Source organism: Paraburkholderia sediminicola, assembly GCF_046027355.1.
In the GTDB taxonomy this organism is placed as follows: Bacteria; Pseudomonadota; Gammaproteobacteria; order Burkholderiales; family Burkholderiaceae; genus Paraburkholderia; species Paraburkholderia sediminicola_B.
The window spans coordinates 65,618-90,882 of the sequence record NZ_JAQQEK010000002.1 but is presented as its reverse complement, the minus strand read 5'-3'; the positions used below and the strand labels follow the sequence as shown (position 1 = coordinate 90,882).

Annotated in this window: 22 protein-coding genes and 3 pseudogenes; 6 read left to right on the top strand and 19 right to left on the bottom strand. The window is 63.3% G+C overall.

Going from position 1 to position 25,265, the window contains the following annotated elements:
* The first annotated feature begins 125 nt into the window (after positions 1-125).
* Complete coding sequence (locus PQR42_RS03630) at positions 126-827, top strand: MOSC domain-containing protein (protein ID WP_408204882.1); 702 nt, start codon at positions 126-128, stop codon at positions 825-827.
* A gap of 180 nt (positions 828-1,007) precedes the next feature.
* On the opposite strand, the gene PQR42_RS03625 is transcribed toward PQR42_RS03630, so the two are convergent.
* The 5 genes from PQR42_RS03625 to PQR42_RS03605 form a co-directional block, all read right to left on the bottom strand.
* Positions 1,008-1,265, bottom strand: a complete 258-nt coding sequence (locus PQR42_RS03625; protein WP_408204881.1) for a hypothetical protein — start codon at positions 1,263-1,265, stop codon at positions 1,008-1,010.
* Between the two features lie 16 nt (positions 1,266-1,281).
* Complete coding sequence (locus PQR42_RS03620; RefSeq protein ID WP_408382514.1) at positions 1,282-3,219, bottom strand: AMP-binding protein; 1,938 nt, start codon at positions 3,217-3,219, stop codon at positions 1,282-1,284.
* Positions 3,220-3,221: 2 nt separating this feature from the next.
* On the bottom strand, positions 3,222-4,013 hold the full coding sequence (locus PQR42_RS03615; RefSeq protein WP_408204879.1) for an enoyl-CoA hydratase-related protein: 792 nt from the start codon (positions 4,011-4,013) through the stop codon (positions 3,222-3,224).
* A gap of 3 nt (positions 4,014-4,016) precedes the next feature.
* Positions 4,017-4,415 (bottom strand): aminoacyl-tRNA deacylase, encoded by a 399-nt coding sequence (locus tag PQR42_RS03610; protein WP_408382513.1) that lies wholly within the window; start codon positions 4,413-4,415, stop codon positions 4,017-4,019.
* A 131-nt stretch (positions 4,416-4,546) separates the two neighbouring features.
* Positions 4,547-5,893, bottom strand: a complete 1,347-nt coding sequence (locus PQR42_RS03605) for an aminotransferase class III-fold pyridoxal phosphate-dependent enzyme (protein ID WP_408204877.1) — start codon at positions 5,891-5,893, stop codon at positions 4,547-4,549.
* 113 nt (positions 5,894-6,006) lie between these two features.
* Between PQR42_RS03605 and gcvA the strand changes: the two genes are divergently transcribed.
* Entirely contained in the window at positions 6,007-6,930 is a 924-nt protein-coding gene (gene gcvA / locus PQR42_RS03600) for a transcriptional regulator GcvA (RefSeq protein WP_408204876.1), read from the top strand.
* Here gcvA and PQR42_RS03595 read toward each other — a convergent pair.
* Positions 6,927-7,361: a TetR/AcrR family transcriptional regulator C-terminal ligand-binding domain-containing protein gene (locus tag PQR42_RS03595; protein WP_494478181.1), complete on the bottom strand. Its 435-nt coding sequence runs from the start codon at positions 7,359-7,361 to the stop codon at positions 6,927-6,929. The genes gcvA and PQR42_RS03595 overlap by 4 nt on opposite strands.
* Between PQR42_RS03595 and PQR42_RS03590 the strand changes: the two are divergent.
* Positions 7,336-7,503: pseudogene (locus tag PQR42_RS03590) on the top strand (alcohol dehydrogenase catalytic domain-containing protein); the annotation flags it as partial. The gene PQR42_RS03595 and the pseudogene PQR42_RS03590 sit on opposite strands and share 26 nt — an antisense overlap.
* Positions 7,493-7,840, top strand: a pseudogene (locus PQR42_RS03585) (acetate--CoA ligase family protein); the annotation flags it as partial. The pseudogenes PQR42_RS03590 and PQR42_RS03585, both read left to right, overlap by 11 nt.
* Before the next feature lie 576 nt (positions 7,841-8,416).
* Here the strand turns inward: PQR42_RS03585 and PQR42_RS03580 are convergent.
* Positions 8,417-9,043: pseudogene (locus PQR42_RS03580) on the bottom strand (thiamine pyrophosphate-dependent enzyme).
* Positions 9,044-9,149: 106 nt separating this feature from the next.
* Between PQR42_RS03580 and PQR42_RS03575 the strand changes: the two are divergent.
* Positions 9,150-9,818 carry an SDR family NAD(P)-dependent oxidoreductase gene (locus PQR42_RS03575; RefSeq protein WP_408382510.1) on the top strand — a complete coding sequence of 223 codons (669 nt, stop codon included), beginning with the start codon at positions 9,150-9,152 and terminating at the stop codon, positions 9,816-9,818.
* 273 nt (positions 9,819-10,091) lie between these two features.
* On the opposite strand, the gene PQR42_RS03570 is transcribed toward PQR42_RS03575, so the two are convergent.
* Positions 10,092-11,339, bottom strand: a complete 1,248-nt coding sequence (locus PQR42_RS03570; RefSeq protein ID WP_408204873.1) for an MFS transporter — start codon at positions 11,337-11,339, stop codon at positions 10,092-10,094.
* A 634-nt stretch (positions 11,340-11,973) separates the two neighbouring features.
* Here PQR42_RS03570 and PQR42_RS03565 point away from each other — a divergent pair.
* Entirely contained in the window at positions 11,974-13,437 is a 1,464-nt protein-coding gene (locus tag PQR42_RS03565; protein ID WP_408204871.1) for an amidohydrolase, read from the top strand.
* A gap of 88 nt (positions 13,438-13,525) precedes the next feature.
* Here PQR42_RS03565 and PQR42_RS03560 read toward each other — a convergent pair whose 3' ends face one another.
* From PQR42_RS03560 to PQR42_RS03510, 11 genes are all read right to left on the bottom strand, one after another.
* Positions 13,526-14,641: a porin gene (locus PQR42_RS03560; protein ID WP_408204870.1), complete on the bottom strand. Its 1,116-nt coding sequence runs from the start codon at positions 14,639-14,641 to the stop codon at positions 13,526-13,528.
* Positions 14,642-14,707: 66 nt separating this feature from the next.
* Entirely contained in the window at positions 14,708-15,400 is a 693-nt protein-coding gene (locus PQR42_RS03555) for an EthD family reductase (RefSeq protein WP_408382508.1), read from the bottom strand.
* A 7-nt stretch (positions 15,401-15,407) separates the two neighbouring features.
* Positions 15,408-16,868, bottom strand: coding sequence for a M20 family metallopeptidase (locus PQR42_RS03550; RefSeq protein WP_408382506.1), 1,461 nt, complete (start codon positions 16,866-16,868; stop codon positions 15,408-15,410).
* Entirely contained in the window at positions 16,865-18,355 is a 1,491-nt protein-coding gene (locus tag PQR42_RS03545) for an amidohydrolase (protein WP_408382504.1), read from the bottom strand. Before PQR42_RS03545 ends, PQR42_RS03550 begins: the two co-directional genes overlap by 4 nt.
* 289 nt (positions 18,356-18,644) lie before the next feature.
* Positions 18,645-19,604 carry a LysR family transcriptional regulator gene (locus PQR42_RS03540; protein WP_408204866.1) on the bottom strand — a complete coding sequence of 320 codons (960 nt, stop codon included), beginning with the start codon at positions 19,602-19,604 and terminating at the stop codon, positions 18,645-18,647.
* Positions 19,605-19,968: 364 nt separating this feature from the next.
* Positions 19,969-21,054, bottom strand: a complete 1,086-nt coding sequence (locus PQR42_RS03535; protein ID WP_408382502.1) for a porin — start codon at positions 21,052-21,054, stop codon at positions 19,969-19,971.
* Positions 21,055-21,120: 66 nt separating this feature from the next.
* A complete protein-coding gene (locus PQR42_RS03530; RefSeq protein WP_408382500.1) occupies positions 21,121-21,828 on the bottom strand; it encodes a hypothetical protein in 708 nt (235 codons plus the stop codon).
* A 55-nt stretch (positions 21,829-21,883) separates the two neighbouring features.
* A complete protein-coding gene (locus PQR42_RS03525) occupies positions 21,884-23,014 on the bottom strand; it encodes an asparaginase (RefSeq protein WP_408382498.1) in 1,131 nt (376 codons plus the stop codon).
* Positions 23,011-23,382: a non-heme iron oxygenase ferredoxin subunit gene (locus tag PQR42_RS03520; protein WP_408204862.1), complete on the bottom strand. Its 372-nt coding sequence runs from the start codon at positions 23,380-23,382 to the stop codon at positions 23,011-23,013. Before PQR42_RS03520 ends, PQR42_RS03525 begins: the two co-directional genes overlap by 4 nt.
* Positions 23,379-24,317 (bottom strand): dihydroorotate dehydrogenase, encoded by a 939-nt coding sequence (locus PQR42_RS03515; RefSeq protein ID WP_211613966.1) that lies wholly within the window; start codon positions 24,315-24,317, stop codon positions 23,379-23,381. The genes PQR42_RS03520 and PQR42_RS03515 overlap by 4 nt, the downstream gene beginning before the upstream one ends.
* Positions 24,311-25,252: a dihydroorotate dehydrogenase electron transfer subunit gene (locus PQR42_RS03510; RefSeq protein WP_408382496.1), complete on the bottom strand. Its 942-nt coding sequence runs from the start codon at positions 25,250-25,252 to the stop codon at positions 24,311-24,313. The genes PQR42_RS03515 and PQR42_RS03510 overlap by 7 nt, the downstream gene beginning before the upstream one ends.
* Between the last annotated feature and the right edge of the window lie 13 nt (positions 25,253-25,265).

The following is a 25,265-nucleotide window of genomic DNA, read 5'->3' as shown; positions in this document are numbered from 1 at the left end:
ACGTGTACGCATGACCCGGTCCATGCGTACACGAACTCACTCAGCCCGAGCCCGCCATGTTCGTAGATTGTCTAAAACGGTACCCAGTCAAAGGACTATCCCCAGAGCCTCTGCAATCCGTGCTTTTGCAAGAGGCACAAGGGTTTCCGCTTGACCGCGCATATGCCATTACTGACGGTTCATTTGCGTTCGACCCGGGCAATCCCGCCCCCGAGCCGAAGACGAAATTTTTGATGCTGGCCAAATACGAACGGCTGGCTCAGTTGAAAACCCGGCTGATTGCAGAGACCAGCGAATTCGAAGTCGAGCACCATGGGTCAACCGCCCGTTTCGATCTCGCCACAGACGCCGGGAAGGCGACGGCTGCGTCTTTTATGAGAGATTTCCTTGGGGTGCCACTTCCTGGAACTCCGATGGTCGTTCACGCGCCCGGGCACCAGTTCACTGACGTCAGCGTCCACTCTGTTGCCTTGATGCGCAGCATCTCCTTCATCAATCTTGCGACCGTCCGCGATTTGGGTGAGCGAGTTGGCATGGAACTTGATCCCGTGCGTTTTCGCGCGAACGTCTATTTCGACGGGCTTCCTGCGTGGGCCGAGATGGAGTGGCTCGACCGCCACTTCTGCATCGGTGACGCACGTCTCAAAGTGGTGAGACGCACCAAGCGCTGCGCAGCAACGAGTGTGAACCCCGCGACTGGCGAGCGCGATATCAACCTTCCGCTCCAGATCAAGGACTACGTCAACCATGGAGATCTCGGAATCTATGCAGAGGTGTTGACTGGCGGGACCATCAAGCCGGGCGACAAAATGGTCCTGGAGAATTAGTGATGAAAGCCAATCGACACAGTCATCCGACTACGCGCTCGAAACGCGCGGCTTCTGCGAGGAGTTCCTCGGCTTTCGAGTTATCTGTGACGTCAAACTGAAAATCCGGCGCGATGATATCTGCATATCGATTTCCAAGGGAAGACCAATATCGTACCGCGTCGCCTGAGAACATCCCGCTCACCCCAACGCCATCCCCTGCCGATCACACGAAGATTTCGCCATCCTCAGTGCCAGATCGAAGAGGAACACCGTCGCCACATGCTTGTGGTCGACGGTCACCAGCCAGTTGTCCCCCGCGCGGCACCACCGGATGCGCGAGTCCTGAACGAGCGCAGCGAACCAGCGCCACAAACCGGCGTCTTCCTCGTTCGCCGATGCCGCGCCTCTCAGGCGGTCGAGTTCCATGTCGAAAGTCAATCGCGTGATGGTCTTCATGCGTTCTCCGTGCCGCTCACAGCGATGCCGCGATTCGACCGCGCAACGCATGCAGTGCCGTCACCGCGCCCGGATTTTCCAGCGAGGACAGATCGCCCGTCGGCAGACCGCCGAGAATCTGCCGGATCACGCGACGCATCACCTTGGCGTTGCGCGTCCTCGGCAGCGCGTCGACAAACAGCACGTGCTGTGGGCGAAACGCCTTGCCGAGCGCATTGGCCACGTGGTCCGCGATGTCGTTGGCCAGCGTCTCGATCGCGTGTCCCGCGAGAGGCACGACGCACAGCACCAGCTGCTGACCCTTGACCGGGTCGGGCACGCCGACGGCGGCGACCTCCTTGACCGCCACACCGCGATCGAGCACGGCGGCTTCGACCTCGGCCGGTCCGAGCCGCTTGCCCGCGATCTTCAACGTATCGTCGGATCGACCGAGCAGATACATCTGGCCATCGTGATCGTGGATCGCGAGATCGCCGTGCGTCCAGAGACCGGCATGCTGGCGCCAGTAGCTCTCCAGATATCGTTCGTCGTCACGCCAGAAGCTGCGCGTCATGCCGATGAACGGCGCGCGCAGCGCCAGTTCGCCGACTTGCCCGGCGATCGGTTCGCCCTTCTCGTCGATCACCGCCGCCTCGATCCCTGGTGACACAGCGTTGAATCCGGATGGTGTGATCGGCCGCAGCACGACATTGCTCAGAAGTGCGCCGGACGCTTCCGTGCCGCCCGTGTAATTGATGATCGGCAGCCGGGCGTGTCCGAATGTCCGGAAGAACCAGTCGAAATGCTCGGCGTCGAGCACCTCGCCGGCGGAAATCAGGATGCGTAGGCTGGCAGCGTCGACGGGTCGAACGGACGCGGCGGCCATCGCACGAATCAGCGTCGGACTCGCGCCGAAGTGCGTGACCGCGAGACGCGCGAGCAGATCGGGAATGCGTCGCCAGTCGGGCACGTCGGGCGCGCCGTCATAGCACACGAGCGTCGCGCCGAGACTCAGCGCGGCGATCGTCGTCAGCGGGCCGACGACCCAGCCCATGTCGCTGGGCCAGAACCAGCGCTCGCCTTCACGCAGATCGAATAGATAAGCTGCGTCGTGCACCACCTTAAGCGGAAAGCCGGCGTGCGTGTGTACGGTGCCTTTTGGCTTGCCCGTCGTGCCCGACGTGAACAGCACCATGAACGGATGGTTTGCGGCGACCGACACCGGCGCGTCGAGCGGCTCGGCATCGAGCAGCGTTCCCCATGCGCAGGCCTCTTGCCGCGTTTGATCGCCTCCATTGCCGACGACGACCACGGCGTCCAGCGTCGGAACTCTCGACCGGCAAGCTGCCACCAGGCCAGCCGTGTCCATCTTGCGTCCGCGCCGCGAAAACGCGCCGGCGACGATCAACCCCTTCGCGTCGCACGCCGCGAGCCGGTCCGACACGGCGTCGGCGCCGAATCCGCTGAAGAGCGGCACGACGATCGCGCCGAGCGCCGACAACGCCATCAGCGCGACCGCTGCCTCGATGCCCTGCGGCAACATCAGGCCGACGCGATCGCCCACGCCGATGCCGCATGCGCGCAGCCCGCCGGCCGCACGCATCGTCATCTGCGTCAACGCGCCGTAGGTGACGTCGCGGATCTCGCCGTCCTCGTTCTCGCCGACGATGGCGATCGAATCGCGGCGCAGGTTCGAACGCGCCTGGGCGAGCACGTTGTCGACCCAGTTCAGCTCGGCGCCGACGAAGAACTCCGCGAACTGCGCGCCGCGCGGATCGCGACGAAACTCGCGCCAAGGGGTTCGCCAATGCCAGCCGAGATCGTCGGCGACGGCGGACCAGTACGACGCGGCGTCGCCGATCGATACATCGTAGAGCGCATCGAAGTCCGCGACGGCGAGCCTGCGCATCATCGAACCGAGACGCGCGGACGCGATGACCGAATCGTCCGGATACCAGCATGCGGAAGCAGCCATGTTCACCTCGCGCCTTTCGGCGCGCGAAACGCCGGTGTACGCTTTTCGAGGAACGCGTTGACACCTTCCTTCGACTCCGCCGTGTCGTAGAACAACGCGAGCGACTGAAAGCCCAGCGCACCGATCGCGCGAATGGATTCGGAATCGGCATTGAACGACTGCTTGGCGATCGCGAGTGTTGTCGGACTCATTTCGACGATCTCCGCGCACAGACGATCGATTTCGTTATCGAGCATTTCATGGCCGACGACCGTGTTGATGAGCCCCATCGACAGCGCCTGCTCGGCCGTATAGCGTCGGCAGGTGAACCACATCTCACGGGCGCGCTTCTCGCCGACGACCCGCGCGAGCAGCGCGGTCCCGAAGCCCGGATCGACCGATCCGACTTTCGGCCCGACCTGACCGAAGATCGCCCTCTCGCTCGCGACAGCCAGATCACAGACGGTCACGAGGACGTTGCCGCCACCAATCGCGTAGCCCTGCACGCGCGCGATCACCACCTTCGGCACGTCACGGATTGTCGTTTGCAACTGCTCGATCGCCAGTCCGATCGTGCCGCGACCGCCGTAGCCGCCGTCGGTGTGGCCGGTCTGATCGCCGCCGGTGCAGAACGCGCGATCGCCCGCGCCGCCAAGGACGATCGCTCCGATTTCGCGATTCCATCCGGCCTCGCCGATCGCGTGAATCAGTTCGTCGACAGTCTGCGCGCGGAAGGCGTTCATCACGTCCGGCCGGTTGATGCGGATATGCGCGACCCGATCGCGCACTTCGAAGAGGATGTCTTCGTATTTCATCGGTCATGTCTCCATTTTTTGGGTGATCGGGGCGATGACGGCACGGTTGCACGCGACGATGTCGTTCACCGCGATGTCGAGCAGCAGGTCGTACTCGCCCGCGCCCGCCAGCACGCGCTGATGCGCAAGCAGCGCACGGTCGACCACCACGTGCACCGCGTGCAGGAACGCGACCGGCGCGACCGCGCCGGCCAAATAGCCGGTGCGACACAGCACGTCGTCGCGACGTGCCATGTGCAGCGCGTCCATACCAACGCTCGCGGCGAGCCGCTGCGGCAGCACGCGCCGGTCGCCTGGCGCGACGGCGACGACGATCGCGTCGCCATCGGTGAATACGAGCGTCTTCGCGATCGATGCGGGTGCCACCTGCATCTGCCGCGCAGCGGCGGCAACGCTCGGCATCGGCGCGGGCAGCTGCAGGATCCGCGCAGGAAGACGCCGCTTGCCGATGTAGTCTTCGAGTCGCGCAGTGGCTCCGGAAGCGCGAGACTCGCGATCGGCTACACGTCGTGCAAGCGGCTCTGCAGTGTTGCTCACAGGCTCGCCTCCATGACCGTCAGCGCTGCGTCGAGCGCGTCAAAACCTTCCTGCAATTCGCCGCGCGAGATCGTCAGAGGAGGCGTGACGATCACGACGTTGTAGCGTCCGTACGCATGCACGCCGCGCCGCAGCAGCTCGCCATAGAACGCTTTCATCGGAACGGAGCCGCCAGGGTGATGCCACTCGACGAGCGGCTCGCGCGATGTGGCGTCGCGGACCAGTTCGATGCCGAATTGCGCGCCGATCCCGCGCACATCGCCGATCACCGGATGCCGGCGTTTGAGTTCGCCCAACCCCTCGCGCAACCATTGCTCGATTTCCAGGCCTCGCTCGAACAGGCCTTCCTCGAGATAGACCTTAAGCGCCGCGAGACCGCCCGCGACCGCGAGGACATGGCCCGCATGCGTGTGCCCGACGTCGAACAGGCGATCGTCGAAGTGACTCGCGACCGTCTCGCGCACCAGTACGCCGCCAAGCGGCGTGTAAGACGAACTCGCGCCCTTTGCGAACGACATCATGTCCGGCGCGACGCCTAGGCGCGTCGCCGCGAACGGCGCCCCGGTGCGGCCGAAGCCCGTCATAATCTCGTCGAAGATCAGCAGAATGTCATGCTGGTCGCACAGCTCCCGCACGCGTTGCAAATAACCGTCTGGATAGACGACGATCCCGCTTGAGCCCGTCACGGCCTCCATCAGGATTGCGGCCACGTTCTGCGCGCCTTCGTGCGATAGCACCTGCTTCAGATGCTCGATCGCGCGGTCGGTCTCCTCGCGGGGATCGCGCGTGAAAAACGGACTGCGATACGGATTCGGTGTGAAGAACTTCACGCTGCCCGGCATGGCCGGCGTCGGATCGCGCCAGCGGTCGACGCCCGTCAGCGAGCTTGCGCCGAGCGTGCCGCCGTGATACGAGCGGTAAGCCGTGAGGATTTTCGATCGCTGGGTGACGAGCCGCGCGATCTTGACGGCATCGTCGTTGGCCTCCGCGCCGCCGCACGCATAGTGAACGCGCAAGCCTTCGCGCCACGGCGAGATCGTGTTGAGCAGTTCCGCATATTCGGCGCGCACGTCGTTGAAGTAACTCGACGCGACCCAGCACAGCCGTTCCGCCTGGTCCTGAATCGCTTTCACGACTTTCGGATGACCGTGCCCAAGCGACACGGCAACGTAGCCGCTCGTCAGATCCAGATAGCGTTTTCCATCACGATCGAAAAAATACGAGCCTTTGGCGTGCGTGATGATCGGCGGCTGGAGTTGGCCCTGAACGGACCATGGCACCAATATTTTTCTGAATGCGGGCGGCACACTCGTCGTGGCCGAAGCGTGAATCTGCAGGTCCATGTGGCCTCTGGAATGGTTGAGTCGGGTAGCGAAGGTCTGCACAATATAAAAAAGCCCGTAAGAGACGACAAACCAAAGCTTTTGCGCCCGACACCCAACCAGATTCACGCTCGATGCCCCGACATCTCCCTCCTTTGCTTTCGATCCGCGCCTTCGAGGCCGCCGCGCGTCTGGGCGGATTCGCACGAGCGGCCGACGAACTGTGCGTGACGCCTGGCGCCGTCGCACATCAGATCAAGCTACTCGAGGAATGGCTCGGCGCGGCGCTATTCGTGCGGCGCGCGCGTCACGTCGAACTGACGGATGTGGGGCGCGCCTACTGCGCGCAGGTGGGAACGCTGCTCGACGAACTCGAGCGCGCATCGACGGAAGTGCGCCGCTGGTCCGACGACGAAGGCGTGACGATCAGCGCGCTGCCGTCGTTCGTGACGCGATGGCTGATGCCGCGTCTGGCGGAATTTCGCCGCGACCATCCGAACGTCGACGTGCGTGTGCTGGCGTCCGTGCCGCCAGTCGATTTCGCGCGCGATCACGTCGATCTCGCGATCCGGCTCGGCGGTGGGCCGTATGCCGAGCTGGTTTCCACACCGCTGTTCGCGGAGCAGTTCGTCGCGGTTGCGAGTCCCGCTCTGCTAGATAGCGTCGGCCGCCCCGTCGCGCCGGACGATGTGCTCAGGATGTCGCTGCTGCACGACGAATACGAGGCGCGCATTCCCGAGCAGATGAGCTGGGCGCGCTGGTTCGCGCTGCGCGGCATCAGCGTGCCGAGCCAGAAAGTGCTGGCGGGCCTGCACTTTTCCCATTCGTATCTGACGGTCGAGGCGGCCGTCGCCGGTCAGGGCGTGGCTCTGCAGTCGGACGTGCTAATCCAGGATCTTGTTATGCAAGGCCGGCTCGAAATGGTCTGCGCGCCACCGGTCCAAGGCGCGTATCGCTACACACTGCTCAGCAGCAACCGATCGAGCGAGCGGCCGCGCGTCCAAAAGCTCGCCGCGTGGCTCATCGAGCAGGCGGAGGCGTTCGAAGGCCGCCGCTAGCGGGTCTTCGGCTCCCTGATTGCCACCTTGGCCTTCGCAAAACCTTTCGGAAAGAGCATGCCGTCGACCTGCTTGAGCAGGCGGTCGGCGAACGCTTCGTCGAGCGGAGCGTGCTCGAACAGCAGGCGATACCACACCGGCCCGAACAGCACGTCGAGGACGATCTCGTGATCGAGACCCGCCGGTATTTCTCCGAGCGCCTCCGCATGCCGAAGCAGCGCGAGACCCGACGCGCGGCGCGGCACCACCACCTGCTCCCGCAATAGCTGCGCCGTCGTCGCGTCGTACTGACCTTCCGCGGCCAGCGAACGCAGGATGCTGCGCCACAGCGGATCCTGCAGACGCCGCACCGTCGCACGCAAATAACGCTTCAACTCGACGCGCAGCGACCGCGCATTTTCGACGATCCGCGTGCGCGCGTCGTCTTTCAACTATCACGACGTCTTTACGGTGAAGGGCATGCCGGGCATCAAGGTGCCGCTGCCTGTGGTCATCGGTCTGGATATGGCGGGAGAGATCACGGAGGTTGGCGACAACGTCGAAGACTGGTCGGTCGGTGCGCGACGATTCGACTTCTGTTATCGCGCTCTACATGGAAGGGCTGCGTCAGCCCGATCGATTCCGTCGCGCAGCGTTACGGGCGGCGGCGACAGGCAAGCCGGTCGTGGTGTTCAAGATTGGGCGTTCCGAATCAGGTGCACGTTCGGCGGTCTCGCATACGGGCGCACTGGCAGGCTCCGACCGCATGTATGACGCGCTCTTCAGCCAGGTTGGCGTCATTTGTGCCCAGACGTTTTCCGATTTGCTCGATATTCCTCATGCGCTCGCTACGCGCCGCAAGCTCTCCGGGCGACGGGTGGCGATTCTGACATCGACTGGCGGAGCGGGCACGCTCGTCACCGATTCGGTCAAGAATTCAAATCTGCTACAAGCAAGGCAGTGCCGCCGAGGACGATCGGCTCAAGCCGCCCACTAGGCGGCGTCCGGCCACAAACGGCCGGTCGACCATGCGGTGGAAATCGTGGACAATCAAACATCCTGTCCAGACGCAAAACGGGTCTCCGCGTAGATCGAATCTCGTAAGAGGAAAATGATGGAACTAGCGTGGGGGCCGTGCTGTTTCTGTGGGCAGACTATCGAAACGAGCGCGACTGATCCGTGCGAGGTTCGCGTTACAACTTCGGCGGGCTCGATGTCCCGTCTTACTTCCCGCCCGGCAGCGTGGCATTGCACAATCCGATTATCCGAGTTCTCGTCAAACCCTTCTTCAGTTCCGTTTAGCGCACCGTTCGTCCAATCTGCTACAGGCGGCCGCGGATGGCGGGGCATCGGTCATGTCAGAGTCCTCCGGCCATCCTGCCGATATTGCGAATGCGAATTGCCAGTCGCCTGCCTTACACGTGTCGAACCCGGCGGGTGAGGTCAACGGCTATTGAGTTGGCCTCTAACCAGTACGCCCTATCACAGCAGAGTCCGGCGCACGTTTTCACGGACAAGCCGCGCATTCCGCGTAGTACCGGTTCGGTGCCGGAAAGACTCCGGTCAATACTTCGATCAGGAATGGACCGTTAAGTCGGGACGCCTCGCTCAGCGCATCTGCCAGGTCATCGAGGCGCCCGACCCTGCGCGCCGCGACACCGAGCGAAGCGGCCAAGGCAGCCCAATCATGGCTCGGGAGCTTGCTGAACTGCTCCGGAATGGAGCCATTACTGATCGCGTCGATATGGACCGCGCCATGTGCAGAATTATTCAACACGACATAAAGCATCTTTACCCCGTATCGGGCTGCGGTCTGGATCTACATTCCGTGCATCAGCATGCACCCGTCTCCGGTCACTACGACACATGGTTGCTCCGGGGCCGCAAGCTTGATACCAATCCCGGCGGCGACTGCCCAACCCATGGGTGCAAGGGAGCTGGATGAAAAGTAGTTGCCAATGCCCGACGAGAGCCAGTAATGAGCCATGAATATCCGGTGGGCGCCGGAATCCACGACAACGTTTGCGTCCTTCGGCAGGAGTTGACACAGTTGCTTGACGACGTCTCCTGTATAGAGCGATTGATCGCCATCTGAACGCCCCACGCCGGGTTGCTCGAACTTATAGTCGTACATCGGGGTCTGGTTGACCTCGGTGACCCATGCTTTTCTCCGTTCCAGGACCGTGTGAAAGTCGGCGCTCCGGTTCACGTCCATCTGTGACAACAAGCGGAATGTAGCCATGATTTCCGGCGCGAGTCGCGGCATTGGGCTGGCAATCGCGACCGAGTTGTCGCGACGCGGCTATATGCTGTCGCTGGGCGTGCGCGATCCGTCGACGCTCATCGGTCGCTTCGATGCGTTCGCGTTTCCATACGAAGCGCGCGACACGAACGCCGGCCGCCGCTGGGTCGAGGCGACGGTCGAACGCTTCGACCGTATCGACGTGCTGGTCAGCAATGCGGGCATCTGCAAGCACATCGGCCTGGAAGACGGCACAGACGAACTGCTCGAAGAAACGCTCGACATCAACGTGAAAGCGCCGTTCCGGCTGATTCAGGCTGCGCTGCCGCATTTGCGCCGTGCGGGCGGTGCTCGTGTCGTGCAGATTGCGTCGCTATCCGGCAAGCGCGTGGAGAACCTCAACGCGGGCTATCAGATGTCGAAGTATGCCGCGGTAGCACTGACTCATGCCGTACGGCGTGCTGGCTGGGACGATGGCTTGCGTGCGACGGCGATATGCCCCGGATTCGTCAACACGGAAATGCCCGCCGGCATCGCGGATCTCGAGCCGGAAGCGATGACACAGCCCGAGGACATCGCACGGTTGGTCGCCAATACAATCGAGATGCCGAACTCCGCGAGCGTCGCGGAAATTCTCGTCAATTGCCGGCATGAGGATCTGTTTTAGTGCACCCCGGCCGATTATTGCTTCATGCGCACATCGAGTCAGAGCCAAAATCGAAAACAGGATTGCGTGTCGATATGAACACAGACACGCGATTCGGCTGCGCTTGTCGAGCAATCGGACCTCGATACTTTCGAAACAGAACCGGATGCACCGGTGTTTCGCCAGATCGTGCGGTGTCTTCGGCGCCTCATGGCGCGCAAAGTAGTCGGGTGAGCCCACCGCGGCAAAGCGCATATCGGCGCTGCCCGACCCCCGCTCCCATCCAACCTGCGACTACTGCGAAGCGCCGTCAGCGAGCCGCGCGCGGCGACGCCGATCGAGCACGAACACGGCGGCGAACGAGATGACGTTGGCCCCTAGCAAGTACCACGCAGGCGCCATCGGGTTGGGCGTGATCGTCGCCAGCCACGCCACCACCAATTGCGCCGTGCCGCCGAAAATCGTCGTCGGCACGCTGTAGCAGATCGACACGCAGGTGCTGCGCACCGCCTGCGGAAAAATTTCAGGAATGACGCACAGGTGGAACGGCGACATCAGCACGCGCAGCAAGGTCAGAAACGCGACCATCCCGAGAAAGACGCTGCCAGTGCCCGCGTGCAGCACCCATGCGAACATGGGCAGCACCGCGAGAATCGACAGGAACTGCGGCACGACCAGCAAACGGCTGCGCGGAAAGCGGTCGAAATACATCCCCGCGCTCAGGGACGCGAAGATACCGACGCCGCCCGTGACAAAGCCGACGAGCATCGACGTCGAAGTCGGCAGATGCAGCACGCGGATGCCATACGTGGTCATGTAGTGGCCCACCACATACACGGTGATGGTCGGGCCGATCAGCACGCAACAGGCGAGCACCAGTTCGGACAGGTGCGCATCGACGATGCCGCGCAGCAGCTCGCGATTGCTCTTCACCGCGTGTTCGGCGCTAAGCGTCTCACGCAGCCGGCTGCGGATGTAGATGCCGAGTGGCGCGATCAGCAGCCCGAGCATGAACGGAATGCGCCAACCCCATGCACTCAGCGCTTCGGCAGACAACACCGACGACACGGTATAGCCGACCAGTCCGCCCATCAGCGCGGCGATGCCCTGCGTCGCCAGTTGCCAACTCGTATAGAGACCGCGGCGCCCCGCCGCCGCGGTCTCGAGCAGATAGGACGTGGCGGGTCCGGCTTCGCCCCCGGCCGAAAGTCCTTGCAGCAGACGCCCGACGACAACGAGCAGGGGCGCGAAGACGCCGATGTGCGCATAGGTCGGCGTGAACGCGATGATCGCGGTGCCCAGGCCCATCAGGCCAAACGTCAGCGTCAGCGCCGCTTTGCGCCCGCGCCGGTCGGCATATGCGCCGATAACCACTCCGCCGAGCGGACGCGCGACGAAGCCGACGCCGAACACGGCCACGGACGCGATAACTTGTGTCGCCGGCGAGAACGACGGAAAGAACGCACGGCCGATGAATACCGAGAAAAATGCGTAGACAGTGAAATCGTAGAACTCCAGCGCGTTGCCGGCGACAACTGCCACGACGTCGCGCATGGAGGGCGAAGCGTGAACCTCGGATCGCCTCACGGACGCGGCCTGGGTACCAGCGGAAAGTTGCGACACAAACTGTCTCCCGTTTATTCGAAATGCCGACGGCCCCTGCCGTCCGCGTAAAAAATAGTGATATTCGGCATGAATACTGTCAAACCAGCGCCAAAATTCCTGATGAAAAGTAAGCGATGGCGCAACTCTTGCATAGCGAGGCGAAGGCCGCTGCCAGCGTACATCGGCGAAGCGCCTCGCGGTCCGTGTGACCGGCCTGCATCGCACGGCGCCGGTTGGAGCGGACGTCCTTCATCGTGTGATCGTGGGCGATCACGTTCGATTCGGCGATCCTCACGCGCCATCGCGCGGCTGAAGTCGAAGTTCACTGCGCGCCGTCACGCACGCGATACATCACATCGTGAGCAACACTCCTCTGTGCCCTGCCGATACGCCACGCCAGTCATGTCACGAGCCGATCGCTCGATGCGCAACCAAAAGTGAACAGCGCCACCGGAATCGTCCTTCCGCTTGTCACCATCACGCAATACGCTAGAAAAAAGGCGGCGTCGACAACCCGTCTTTTCCTTCATCGCATGTGCTGTGGGCGCGTGCAACAACGCCAGGAGCCGTAGTGAAACATATTGCAAAGGTGGTGGAACTCGTCGAGTCGAAGAAGGACGACTACATCGCGCTGGCCAACGACATCTGGTCACTTGCCGAAATGCGCTATGCCGAATTCGAATCGGCCGAACGACACGCGTCAGCGATCGAGGCGGCCGGCTTCATCGTCACGCGTGGCGTCGCCGGCATGCCGACGGCGTTCATGGCGCAAGCCGGCAGCGGCGGCCCCGTGATCGGCTTTCTCGGCGAATACGACGCGCTCGCGGGCCTGAACCAGGAGAGCGGCGCCACGGCGTGCCGGCCCGCCGCGGACGCGGCGAACGGCAACGGCCACGGCTGCGGCCACCATTTGCTCGGCACCGCATCGCATCTGGCCGCCGTCGTGGCGCGCGACTACTTCGCGGCGCATGGCATCGAGGCCACCGTTCGCTTCTACGGCTGCCCCGCGGAAGAAGCTGCGGCGGGCAAGACCTTCATGGCCCGCGCCGGTCTCTTCGACGATCTGGATGTCGCGTTGTGCTGGCATCCGTCGGTGGCCAACTCCGTCTTCATGAACGCGACGCTGGCCAACGTTCAGGCGTATTTCCGCTTTCATGGCAAGGCATCCCATGCCGCTCTCGCGCCGCACCTGGGCCGCAGTGCACTCGATGCAGCGGAGCTGATGAATATCGGCGTCAACTATCTGCGCGAGCACATGCCCGATCAGGCTCGCGTCCATTTCGCCTACATCAACTCCGGCGGCATATCGACGAATGTCGTGCCGGCCCTTGCCGAGACGCTTTATACGATCCGCGCGCGAACGAGCCCCGAAGCGATCGAACTGTTCGAGCGCGTGAAGCAGATCGCCGAGGGCGCCGCACTGATGACCGGCACGCGCGTCGAGATGGCGTTCGACAAGGCCTGCTCCAACGTGCTGCACAACGACACGCTCGACACGGTGCTGGACCGGAACATGCAAGCCATCGGCAGCATGAACGTGACGGCGGACGAAGTCGCTTTCGCGGCGGAGATTCAGAAGACCATCAACCCGGACGATCTTGCGAATGCGTCGCGGCATTTCGCGGCGGCGCTGCGCGATCCTCGCCCGATCATTCCCGAGATCCTGCCGTATCGCCCGGACGCAGAGCGCCCCGTGACGGGCTCGACGGACGTCGGCGACGTGAGCTGGGCGGCGCCGACGACGCAATGCCTGACAGCCTGCTATGCATGGGGTACGGGCTTTCATTCATGGCAGATGGTTTCGCAAGGCAAGCTTTCGCTGGCTCACAAGGGCATGCTGCTCGCCGCCAAGACGCTTGCCGCCACCGGCATCGACCTCGCGGGACAACCCGGGACCTTGCGCGCCGCCCGTGAAGAACTGCATCGCAAACGTGGCATGAAGCCGTACCAATGTCCGATACCCGGCGACGTCACTCCGCCGCCGGCACGCGCCGCGGGCGCACCCGCACCCGCCTCGCAAGCCGTGGTTGCCTGACGTCGCTTTGCGTTCAATCGCTCGATTGCATGGCTCGCCTCACGCCAACGCGTGAGGCGAGCCGCTGTTCAGAACGCTCGCGGCTCGCTCAGAAGCGCTTGCGGATACCGATCGCCACCACGCTTTGATCGTCGCCCGGTTGGCTCAACGAGCCATTCGCCAACGTGGCGATCGCATTCTTCTGGTTGACGACATAGCCAAGGCGCACATAGAGCGCCGTCACTTTCGACAGGTTGTAGTCGTAACCGAGCCCAAGTGCCAATGAATTCGATGCAGGCCTGCCCGAGACATTGCGATAGACGGCGGAGAACTTGACGTCGTTGGTTCCCTGGCGCGCATTCACGCCGATCATGTGCGTCGTGGCAACGCAATAGTGCGCGTAATCCGGGACCGTCATATTGAACTCATACGACAGTTTAACGCCGCCGAAGTCGTACATCGCGCCGGCACCCAGCCACTTGTTCTTCACCGAAGGCAATGCCGCCGTCGGGTCCGTGCGGATGACATCGTAGAACACGCCAAGATACAGCGGCCCGTTCAGGTATTCCAGTTGGGCGCCCTGAAAGTAGCTTTCCGGATAGCCCGGCGTCGTGACGCCGCGCGGCGCGCCCATCACTTCGAACTGAAAGCCGCCGATGACCGGCGTCATATACGCGACCGCATTGCTGATCCGGGAGTCACCGATCGTCGCGGCCGCGCCGAGGTCCAGACTGAGCGCCGCCAACGAGCCATACGGAGAAAACGCGCCGACGCCATAGAACGGGTCGAGCGAGAGCGAGAGCTCGGTCGGATACTGACGGCCCATCTTGAGACGCCCCCAGTCGTTCGAAATGAGCGAGATATTCGCTTCCCGGCTGAAGAACGTACTCTCGTTCTGCGCCGTGGTGCTGCCCGCCGTGCCGTTCGTCAGCTTGATGGCCGACTCCAGGTTAAAGCGCACGTAAAAGCCGCCGCCCAGTTGCTCGACACCGAGAAAGCCGAATCGCGATGTCGCCCCCGCTCCGCTTTCCATCCCTAGAACTTCCTTGCTGCCGGCGTGGCTGTATTGCAGGCCGGCATCGGCGACGCCATACAGAATCGTGCCACTCGTCCCCACGAACGCATCCGGCACCAGAATCTGAAACGACTCACCGGCCCATGCATGTGACACGTAAAGCAGTTCCGCGACGGCTAAAGCGATAATGGTCTTCCCACACTTTTTCATCTTATACGCACTCCAAACCAATTAAGAGATTAATAGTTATTTGAAACCGGGCCTGCCTGGGTCGGGTCAGATTCCGTCCACGAAGGACGTGCGCATCGCAAAGTGCTTTGCACTACCCGAGAACGCGGGAAAGTTCTGGTTATCCGCCCGCATCCGCGTGCGCACGGGCGATTCGAGCGCGCGCATCAACGCGTCGATCGAAGGGAACGTCAACTGGTTGCGCTGCATGTAAGAGACCCGCTCGAAAGGCATCGCGTCGCACCAGTCAATGCGGGTGAAGACCTGCACCTGCATCACACCGGGATAGTCGAGCATGATCTGCGGATGGTGGCTGACGTAGTAGCGTAGCCATGCGTTGAAGTCCTCCGCCTGTCCGGGGTAGTGCACGAGGTAGCTGCATGTTTGCTCGCTATCCGCGCCTTGCGGCAAGCGGCCGAGCGGCAGGAAAGTCCGCGTGAGCATGGCCTGCTGCGTCATCTGCTCTCCGGCAACATGCCGCCACAACGCGGAACCGGCGAATTCGCGCAGTTGGCCTCCGGGCATCAATTGCGACTCCAGCGCCTCGATCGAATCGAATACGAGTCTCATCGCGGCGCGCGGCGCGGCGCCGTCGCGATGATAAGTTTCGACGGCCGCCGGTCTGTGCAATTCGGCGGAGCGCAGAAGGGGAATCCGCGCGAGCTTCGCGCGGAACTCGGCAAACGCATCGGCCTCCGCGGGCGACGTGTGTTCCCGGGCAGTCAGGAAGTAGGAAATCATGGTTACGTCAGACCTTCTCTTGTTCGGTTGGGGGATGCTTCGCCGTTCGCGAGGGCGGCGCCTGCACGTCGGGCGGAATCGGGCTGACGTAGGGACGCCCGTCCGTGTGAAGTGCGAGCTCGGCCTTCGCGGCCTCGAGATGCGCGGGGTCGAGACACAACTGGACCGCCGTGCCGGCCATGACCTTCGCGGCGTGCACCATCCCCTTGTGCGCAGCCGGCAGCTTGCCCTGCGCGACGAGCTGCCACGTGTGCATGTTCGTGCCGATCGCGTAACACGCCCCGAGATACTGCGCGGTCGGCACGATCCGGCTCACGTCGCCGACGTCGCTCGAGCCCGTTAGCGTGCCGGGCTCATCGCGCAGTCCAAGTGCGCGCACGCTCAGGCCACGCTCATGCGGATCGCCGCGATACGACTCGATGCATTCGCGCAGGTCGGCGTCGGTGAGCCGCTGCGTCAGTTCGCTTGCGAATGCCTGGTCGGTTTCGTCGAAAGGCGGTGCGCCGAGCGTCACGAGCGTGTCCATCAGCAATTGCTCGATCGTGCCGTTGCGCAACACGTTCGAGCATGCGCGATCGAATTCGATGCTGACCCGCGTATCGGTCATCAGCGCCGCGGCGCGTCCAATCTGCTCAACGCGGGCCACCAGCTGACGGGCGTCGTCGAGATCGGGAGACCGCACGACGTACAACACTTCAGCATTGGCCTGCACCACGTTCGGCGCGTAACCGCCGGCATCGGTGATCGCGTAATGCACCCGCGCATCCGATGGCATGTGCTCGCGCATGAAGTTCACGCCGACGTTCATGAGTTCGACGGCGTCCAGCGCGCTGCGGCCGAGATGCGGCGAGGCGGCCGCATGAGATGCGATCCCCACGAACCGGAATGCCATCTGAATGACGGCGAGGGACTTGTACTTGAACACGCCCGAATAGGGACCGGGATGCCAGGCGAGCGCCGCGTCGAGATGATCGAATGCGTTTGCGCGCGCCATGTAGGTCTTGCCCGCGCCGCCCTCTTCCGCGGGGCAACCGTAATAGCGCACGATGCCTGGAAGCTGGTGGCGCGCGAGATAGTCGCGCGTTGCGATTGCCGCCAGCATCGCGCCCGCGCCGAGCAGATGGTGGCCACACCCGTGGCCATTCGCGCCTTCGCAAGCCGGCTTCGGCTCGACCGCTCCCGCGACCTGGCTCATCTCCGAAAGCGCGTCGTACTCGCCGAGAAAGCCGATGACGGGACCACCCTCTCCGCACTGCGCGCTGAACGCCGTCGGCATGCCGCCGACGTTGCGCGTCACGCGGAATCCTTCGCGCTCGAGCACGGCGAGCTGCGCTTCAACGGATTGAAACTCCTGCCAGCGTGTTTCGGCGAATCCCCATATCTCGTCGGAGAGCCGGATCAAGCCATCCTTCTTCGCATCGACGAGAGCCGCGACTTCGGCCACGCGCGCATTCGACAACTGACTCACGATTGCACTCCTGCATACTGCGACGGAAACGCGCCACGCCGGCGCGAATCACCGGTGGCAGCGGCGGCAGCGGCGACGGGCGGCTCGACGCCGGACGGAATGGGACACTGGTACGCCGCGTCGGCCGACTGCTCCTGCAGCGCCCGTTTCGCGGCGGCAAGCGTGGCCGGATCGTGATACAGCGCTGCCGCCGTGATGGCCAGCAACTTGGCGGTATGCGTCATCCCCTTGTGTGCAAGCGACGACTTGCCTTGCGCAACCAGTTGCCAAGAATGGAACGGCGTGCCGAGCGCGAAGCACGGCACGAGGCAGCGGGCCGTCGGCACCACCCAACTGACGTCGCCCACATCGGTCGACGCGGCCAGCACGGGCGGCATCCGCTCCGCCGGCAAGATGGCGTCGTGGAGTTCGCCCTTCAGATGCGCGGCGCCGAATATGGCGAGACTCGCGCGCGCCTCTTCCTTTGAAATGGCTTGCTGCATCCGGTGCGCGAAAGCCCGGTCGTCGTCGTCGAACGGGACGGGGCCGAGTGCCTGCATGCACGCATACATCAGCTCCGAGAGCGCGGGATTCGGGCGCATATTCGACATCGCCTTCTCGACGCGCGCGTGCATCGTCGTCTCGGTCATCATCGCGGCGCCCTCGGCGATCCGTAGCAGACGCGCATGGATCGACTGCACAACCTCGAGCTTGGGCGCCCGTATCTGGTAGACCACCTCCGCGCGCGCCTGCACGACGTTCGGTGCGCGGCCGCCTGTATCGTGAATCGCATAGTGCAGACGCGCGTCGGACGGAATGTGCTCGCGCAAGTAATTGGCCGCCACGTTCATCAAAGCGACCGCGTCGAGTGCGCTGCGTCCGAGATGCGGCGCGGCGGCTGCATGCGCAGCCCGCCCGGAAAACGTGAAGCGCGCGTGCAGCGTGGCGAGTGTCGACATCGCGTCGATCGCGTAGATGCTGGACGGGTGCCACGTCAATGCGGCATCGACGTCGTCGAACACACCGGCACGCGTCATGAACGTCTTGCCCGCGCCGCCTTCCTCCGCGGGGCAACCGTAATAGCGGATGCGGCCGGCGACGCCTGTGTCGCGCAAATGATCGCGAACCGCCAGCGCGGCGAGCAACGCGGCGCCGCCCAGCAGATTGTGGCCGCAGCCATGACCGTTGCCGGCAGTCACGACCGGCGCGCGCGTCGTGGAGCCCGCGACCTGACTCAACTGGGGCAATGCGTCGTACTCGCCCAACAGGCCGATCACCGGTCCGCCCTCGCCCCACTCCCCAACGAACGCGGTCGGAATGCCCGCAAGGCCTTGCATTACCCGAAAGCCTTCACGCGTCAGTTCCCTTATCTGTAGATCGGCGGATACGTGTTCCGAGTATGCGGTCTCCGCAAGGTCCCAGAGCCTGTCGCTCAGGTGCGTGCACAGCGCGCGATGAAGCTCGATGCGAGCGACTACGTCCCGTTCTGCTTCGTTGAGCTTCAACATAATGTGACTGATCGAAAGGTGGTTCAGTGCAGCGCGAGATTGCTCTGCAAGAGCGAAGATCGATGACTTGCGCGGTATGAAGATGCAGCGTGGTGGACACTTCGCCTTGGGGCGAGGAAAAGATCGCGGCGCGCCCTCCCTTCATCACAAACGCCGGGCACTATCATCGGCGTGAGAAATGGTTATGTTTATTCGTTGACGGGTCAAACCGCGAAAAAAAAGACGCGCATGAAATGCGCGTCAAATTGCTGTGGTCCAGGTCTTGCTTTGTGCCGCGGTCAGTGCATGGCTAGCGTTCGCTCAGCACGCATTCGACCGCATGAAAGACACGTCTGCTCAGCGGGTCGGACGTATTGGCATCGTCGATAATGGTGTCCTTCAGGCTTTGAATGAAGACCTTCGCCGCCGCGCTTAACGGAGTTCCGCGCCGATACATCAGGTTCACTTCCACTTCCGGGATGGTCTCCGTCACGGGCAGCACGCACAGCCCTTCTTTCGCGACGAGCAGTTCCGCGAGCGGCCAGGGCATGATCGAGAGGACGTCGGTGTTACAGATCAGGCCAATCATCATCGACGAGGAATGTGCGACGTGCACGCGCGGCTTGTAGCGGCGAAAGTACTCTCCGAACGGGCCGTCGCCTTCGGCGTCGTTTTCCGTGAAGTCGCGGTTCAACACCCAGCTCGCGCCCTTCAGTTGCGACAGCGTGCGGCATTTCGCGAGCGGATGCCCCGCGCGTCCCACCACCGCGTAACTCGAGAGGAAGAGCGGCACCTGCTGGAATTCGTCGCGGCATGAAGGCGGGCAGGCGCGATTGACCGAGAGGTCGAGCGTGCCGTCACGCAGTTTCGGCACGGCGACGCTCAGCAGGCTTTCATAGAAGACGATCCGCGTATCGGGCATTTCCTGCTCGAAGCGCTTCATGATGCCGCCAAGCAGCGCGATGGCGATCCACGTCGGCAGCGCAACCGTCAGCCGCTCCCGGCCCGCTCCGGAGAAGCGGTCCATCTCGTCCTGCGCACGTCGCAACTGCTGGATCATCAGACGCGCGTGCGCCAGCAAGGCCAGCCCGGCATCGGTCAGAATGATCCCGGAGGCCTCGCGGACGATCAATGCCACGCCAACCTGGGCTTCGAGTTCGCGCATCGCCTTGGTGACCGCCGCCGGCGAAAGGTCGAGCGCCTTCGCTGCGTTGCGAATGCTTCCGGTATCGGAAATCGCAACGAGCGTGCGCAGTTGATGAATCTTCATGAGGGGGGCGTCTCCACATCCAGTTCGCAACCAAAAGTGAACGGGCTTACTTCCATTGATGCCCGCCGCAGCCCTTCTCGCCTGGTGCGCATGCGAACGGGTGCAGGTCCCTCGCGTGCCGATGGGCGGTATCGTCCTCGAGTATCGGAGCACGTGACGGAACATGGTGCAAAGGTAATGCAGTCTGCCGCGTCAATAAAGCGAAAAGCGCGGCGTTGCCGAATCGACAGGCCGCGCGAACGCGTGGAGTGAATGACAGGAGCACAGACAGGCGGGCCAACGCACGAGGCGCTGATGAATGCCGGCGAGAAGGCGCCGCGAGCAGCGCGACCCGGTCCTGCAGGGCCGACGTGCTCGCGCCGTATCAAAAGTAGTGTTGCACGCCGAAGCGCAGCGAGGCTTGCGAACTCGTCGACGAAGGAGCGAGCGACGGCAGGGCCGCCTTGGCGCCACCGCTCGCGTGCTGATACGTCGCTTCGGCGTAGAGCATGGTGCGCACCGAAAGATGGTACAGGTCCGACAGCGCGACCGTGGTGTAGGCGTGGCCGTTGAACCAGGTCGTCGAACCACCCGCGACGACCGCGTTGAATGGCGTCATGCTCCAGTTGACGCCCAACTCCGCAGTCGTGGCATGCGCCGCGTCGGCCGCATCCGCGATTCGCACCGTGTTCAATATGCCATGCACGGCCCACGTGCGATTCGGGGTCCACGAGCCAGCCATGCCCGCGATTCGCGTACTGCTCGCACGAAACGCGCCGCCGCCCGCGAGATTCTGACCCAGAAACGACGCATAACCGAGTGCCGTGTTGAACGCATAGGCCTTGTTGCGTGTGTCGCTGTACACGGCGGACAATTTCAACGGTCCCGATGCGTAGAAAACATCGGTGCCGAAGTAGCGTCCCTGCCCCGTCGACGAATCCGCGAAGCCGTACATCACGTGCGCGGACATGCCGTACCAGACGGGGCTCGCGTACCTGATCGTATTGCTGAGCGGGGTGACCGCGGCATTGTCGATATTTCCGGGATGATAGGCGAGATAGTTGTACTGAACCGCTCCATTCGCGTTCGGCGTAAACACCTCGTTGGTCAGGTCCCACTGCCGCCCCATGGTAACGGACCCGTAGCGCTCATTCGACAAGCCAATCCACGCCATTCGACTGAACAGCACGCCCGCCGTTGCGAAACTGCCGGTATTCGAAAAATAGCCGTTTTCGAGCCGGAAAATCGCGCTGGTACCGCCTCCCAGGTCTTCGCTTCCCTTGAAACCGAACTGGTCCGGGACGGCTATCGGCCCCATCACCACTGCATGGCCGCCCTTCGTGTTGGTCACATACCCGATGCTTTCGTCGATGCTGCCGTAAAGCGTATAGCTCGATTGTGCATTTGCATCCGCGCATGCGGACGCCAGCACGCTCGCAATCACGAGCGTGCCTGCTTTATGTAGGCTCATTGTTGTGTGGTATGGAAGAGGCCGTCGCTTCTTGACCCCGTGTCACGACGGCCGTGAAAGGGCCAACTAGGGCTTCAGTGCAAGGAGCGTTTCTGCCCACATCGGGTGATGAATGTTGCTGCCTTCAAACGGTGGGAATTTTTCGAAATCCGCGCGCATCTCGTGTCTGACTGGCGAATTCATCGCGCGCGTGATCGCTTCGGCGCTGTCGAACATCAGCTTGTTGCGCTGCATGTAGTGCACCCGCTTCCACGGCATCGCATCGACCCAATCGACCCGCGTGAAGATCTCGATTTCGCGCACGCCGTCAAAGAATTTCATGATCTGCGGATGATGCGACAGATAGTACGCAAGCCATTCGTCGAAATTCTCGGCACGGCCTGGATAGTGAACGAGAAACTGGCAAGGCGACGCCCCTTGCGGCACCTGCGCTTGCGAATCCAGCACCGGAAAAGGCCGCCGCGCCATGACCTGCTGCTCGACCACACATGTCGCGAGGCTCGGGTAATCGTCCCTCGCGAGTTGCTGCAGATGTCCGTCGGCGGCAATCGCCGATTCCAGATCCGCAAGCCGTTCGAAGTCGAGCTGCATGGCGAAGATCGGCGATGGACCGTCGTCCGTGTAATAGTCATTCGCCACGGATGGCGTGTACAGGCGCGCGCGGCTCAATGCAGGCGTATTTTCCACGCACGCGCGGATATGGCGCCGATCCTCGTCGCTGATACGCGCGCTCGGGTCGGGATGCTGGAAGGTGACGAGATAGGAGAATTGCATGTTCAGTCCGAGTGGTTCGATCGAATGAGGTGGCGGCGCGGGCGGGCAATTCACTTCACAGTTCGAGCAAAATCCTTTGCACGGTGTCGCGATCCACCTCGGCGCGATCACGCGGGGCCGCATCGCTCACGCCGAAGCTCGCGAGTATCAGCATGAGTGCGATGCGCAACTTCTGCGCGGAGAGATCGCCACCCGCGACTATTCCGTCGGCGGCGAGGAAACGCTGCTTCGGCACCGTGCCGCGCGGCGCGCGCGTGGCCTGCACCACCACCACACCGGCCGCGACGGCGTTGCACAACGCCTCCCGCTCTCCGGACGCGGGACGCCCAGGCGCAAGCCCCGCGGAGACGATACCGCACGCACCCGCCGCGACAAACGCTTCGATTGCCGCGCCGTCGGCACCCGCATACGACATGGCAATGTCGACCCGCGGCAATGCGGTCGACGCAGTTGCATCCAGTATCGATGCAAAACGCGGACCCTGCCGCGACGACCCCGCATCGCGAAACACGCGACGCCGCCAGACCACGCCGGCGTCCGCATCGATCCTGCCGAGCGGTCCATACGGCGCGGCCTCGAATGCCGCGAGTTCGAAGCTCGCCGCCTTGGTCACGTCACGCGCGGCGAAGAAAAGGCCGCCCATGGCAACGAGCACGCCCGCACCGCGCGACTCCGGCGCGGCGGCCACGGCAACCGCGCCGCGCAGATTCGCCGCGGCGTCGCTGCCATCCGTGTTTGCCGGGCGCTGAGCGCCCGTCAGCACCACGGGCTGATCGAGCTCCAGCACAAGGTCGAGAAACCACGCGGTTTCCTCGAGCGTCGCCGTGCCGTGCGTGATCACGAAACCCGTCAACGCGGGATCGCTTGCAGCGGTGTCGCGGATCAGCGTGGCGAGCTCCATCCAATCGCGCGGACCGATGGACACGCTCCCCAAGCTGCGAAACGGCACGGGCACGATCTCGACATGCGGGACCAGCTCGCCCAGCCGTTGCAGCAGATCGTCGATCGGATGGATGACGCCGCTGTCGGCGTATTCGATCCAGTCGAAGCGATGACGGCCATGCATTGCAAACGTCCCGCCGGTGCCGATCACGGCGATGCGGGGACGCTTTGCAGAAGCAGCTTGCTCGCCGACGAGCGTGGACACCGTGGGAGCAATCGGCTCTTTCACGTGAGCGCCGTTCATGCCTGCACTCTCACGAACAGCACGTTGGCCTCGACCCTGGTCTCGTGATGCCGGGTGTCGCGCGACACAGGCGCGGCAAGCGCACGGCCCGTTCGCACATCGACCAGACCGGCATGCAGCGGGCATTCCACTTCATGCCCCTCGAAATCGCCTTCGCTGAGCAAAGCCGCGCCGTGCGTGCAGATGTCGTCAAGCGCGTGAATCTCATGGTCGACACGGAACAGTCCGATCTTGACGCCCTCGATCTCGATGCCACGGCACGCGCGCGCGCCGAACACCTCGTCAAGCGATCCGATTGCAAACCAACCGTCGTCGCCGCGCACGTACTCGCGTGCGTCGGCGGAATTTATCTGGATCACTGCGTTCATAGCGCCACCCGTTGCTGGAGACTGACAGGTTCGTGCATCTTCACCGCGCCGATCAGGTCGGTGAGTTTCGCCACGCCGTGCCGCTTGCACCACTCAGTCAGATCGTCGATCAAGCGCGGCATCGCCGTGGGCGAAACGAAGTTCGCGGTGCCGACCTGCACCGCGCTGCAACCCGCGAGAAGAAACTCGAGCGCGTCCGCGGCCGTGGCAATGCCGCCGCATCCGATGACGGGAATCTTGACGGCCTGCACGCATTGATAGGCGATCCGCAGCATGATCGGTTTCGTGGCGGCGCCCGTGAGGCCGCCCATGACGTTCGCCACACGCGGGCGGAATGTCTCGACATCGATCGCCATTGCAAGAATCGCGTTGCTCACCACGAGCGCATCCGCACCCGCGTCTTCAGCAGCCAGCGCGACCTCGACGACGTTGCCCGCATTGGGCGTCATCTTGGGCCAGACAGGCAGCGAGGTCGCGGACTTCATCGCCTTGACCACTTGCCAGGTGGCTTCCGGATCCATGCCGAACGCCTGACCGTTCTTCTTCAGGTTGGGACAGGAGACATTCGCTTCGATCGCCGCGACGCCTGGCACGCTGATTTTTTCCGCGAGCCTGCCAAACTCCTCGATCGTGTTGGCCGAAATGCTCGCGACGAGCGGCGGACTATAGCGCCGGTAGTAGGGCACGGTCTGTTCGACATAGTAGTCGCTGCCCTTGCTCGGGATGCCGATCGAAAAGAGCGTGGCGTCGCGAAACTCGGCGACACGCGGAGGCGGCACGCCTTCGCGCACGTCATGAGTAATCGTCTTCGTGACGATTGCGCCGAGACAGTTGAGATCGAATATCTGCGACGTGCCTTCGGCGAAAGTACCCGAGGCCGGCATCACCGGATTCGCGAGCTTGAGCGAACCAATATTGACGCTGAGATCTACCATGATGTCGTTTCCTGAAGATCGAAGACCGGGCCTTCCCAGCACACACGGCGGTAACTGAGCTCTTGTGAACCCGCCTCTTTCCGAAAAGGCCGCACGCATGCGTAGCACGCTCCGTAACCGCAGCCCATGCGCTGTTCGAGCGCGACCTGGCCGCGGATGCCTAACTGCGCGGCCACGCGTTGCAACATGACGAGCAGGCGGTTCGACCCGCACGTGCTGACGAATGTGATGCGCCGTTGCTCGTGCACTTCCCGGATCAGGCTCTCGACCTGGACCACGTCGCTGGTCTGCTCGTCATCGGTGACAGTGATCACATCGGCGCCCACGGCTTTCAGATAATCGGCCGACATCATCAACGCCTCGCTGCGCGCGCTGAGGATTGCGGTGACATGCGCACCCGCCGCGATCGCCTGCTGCGCGAGCGGCGCCATCGTCGCGAGGCCGACGCCGCGGCCAAGCAGCAGGACATGTGCCGGTTCCGTCGATGTGGGCAGCGCAAAGCCGTTTCCGAGCGGGCCCAGCGCGTCGAGCGTATCGCCCGGCCGAAGTTGGGCCAGGCCACGTGTTCCCGCACCCTGTACCTTGTAGAGAAATTCAATGCGGCTGTCTTCCGCGGCCACGCAGTAGATGCTCATCGGCCGGCGAAGATAAGGCGTGTCGTCGTTTGAAGCCGGACACGCGAGATGAAAGAACTGCCCGGCGCGTGCCGTCAGCGCGAGCTCAGGAGCCGTCAGTACGAGATGCTTGTACTCCGCGTTGAGCCATGCGTTCGAGCGCACGTGGCACTGGTTCTCCGCGATCGTCGGCGTACTCTGGCAGGTGTGGGCGACATCCGCGTGCGCGCGATCCGGACACAATGCAATCACGCGCGCGGTGGCGGGATCGGTGGCCGTGTCGCTTCGCGCCGCATTCGGCTCTGCAGAAAATGTGTTCATAAGAATTCCATCC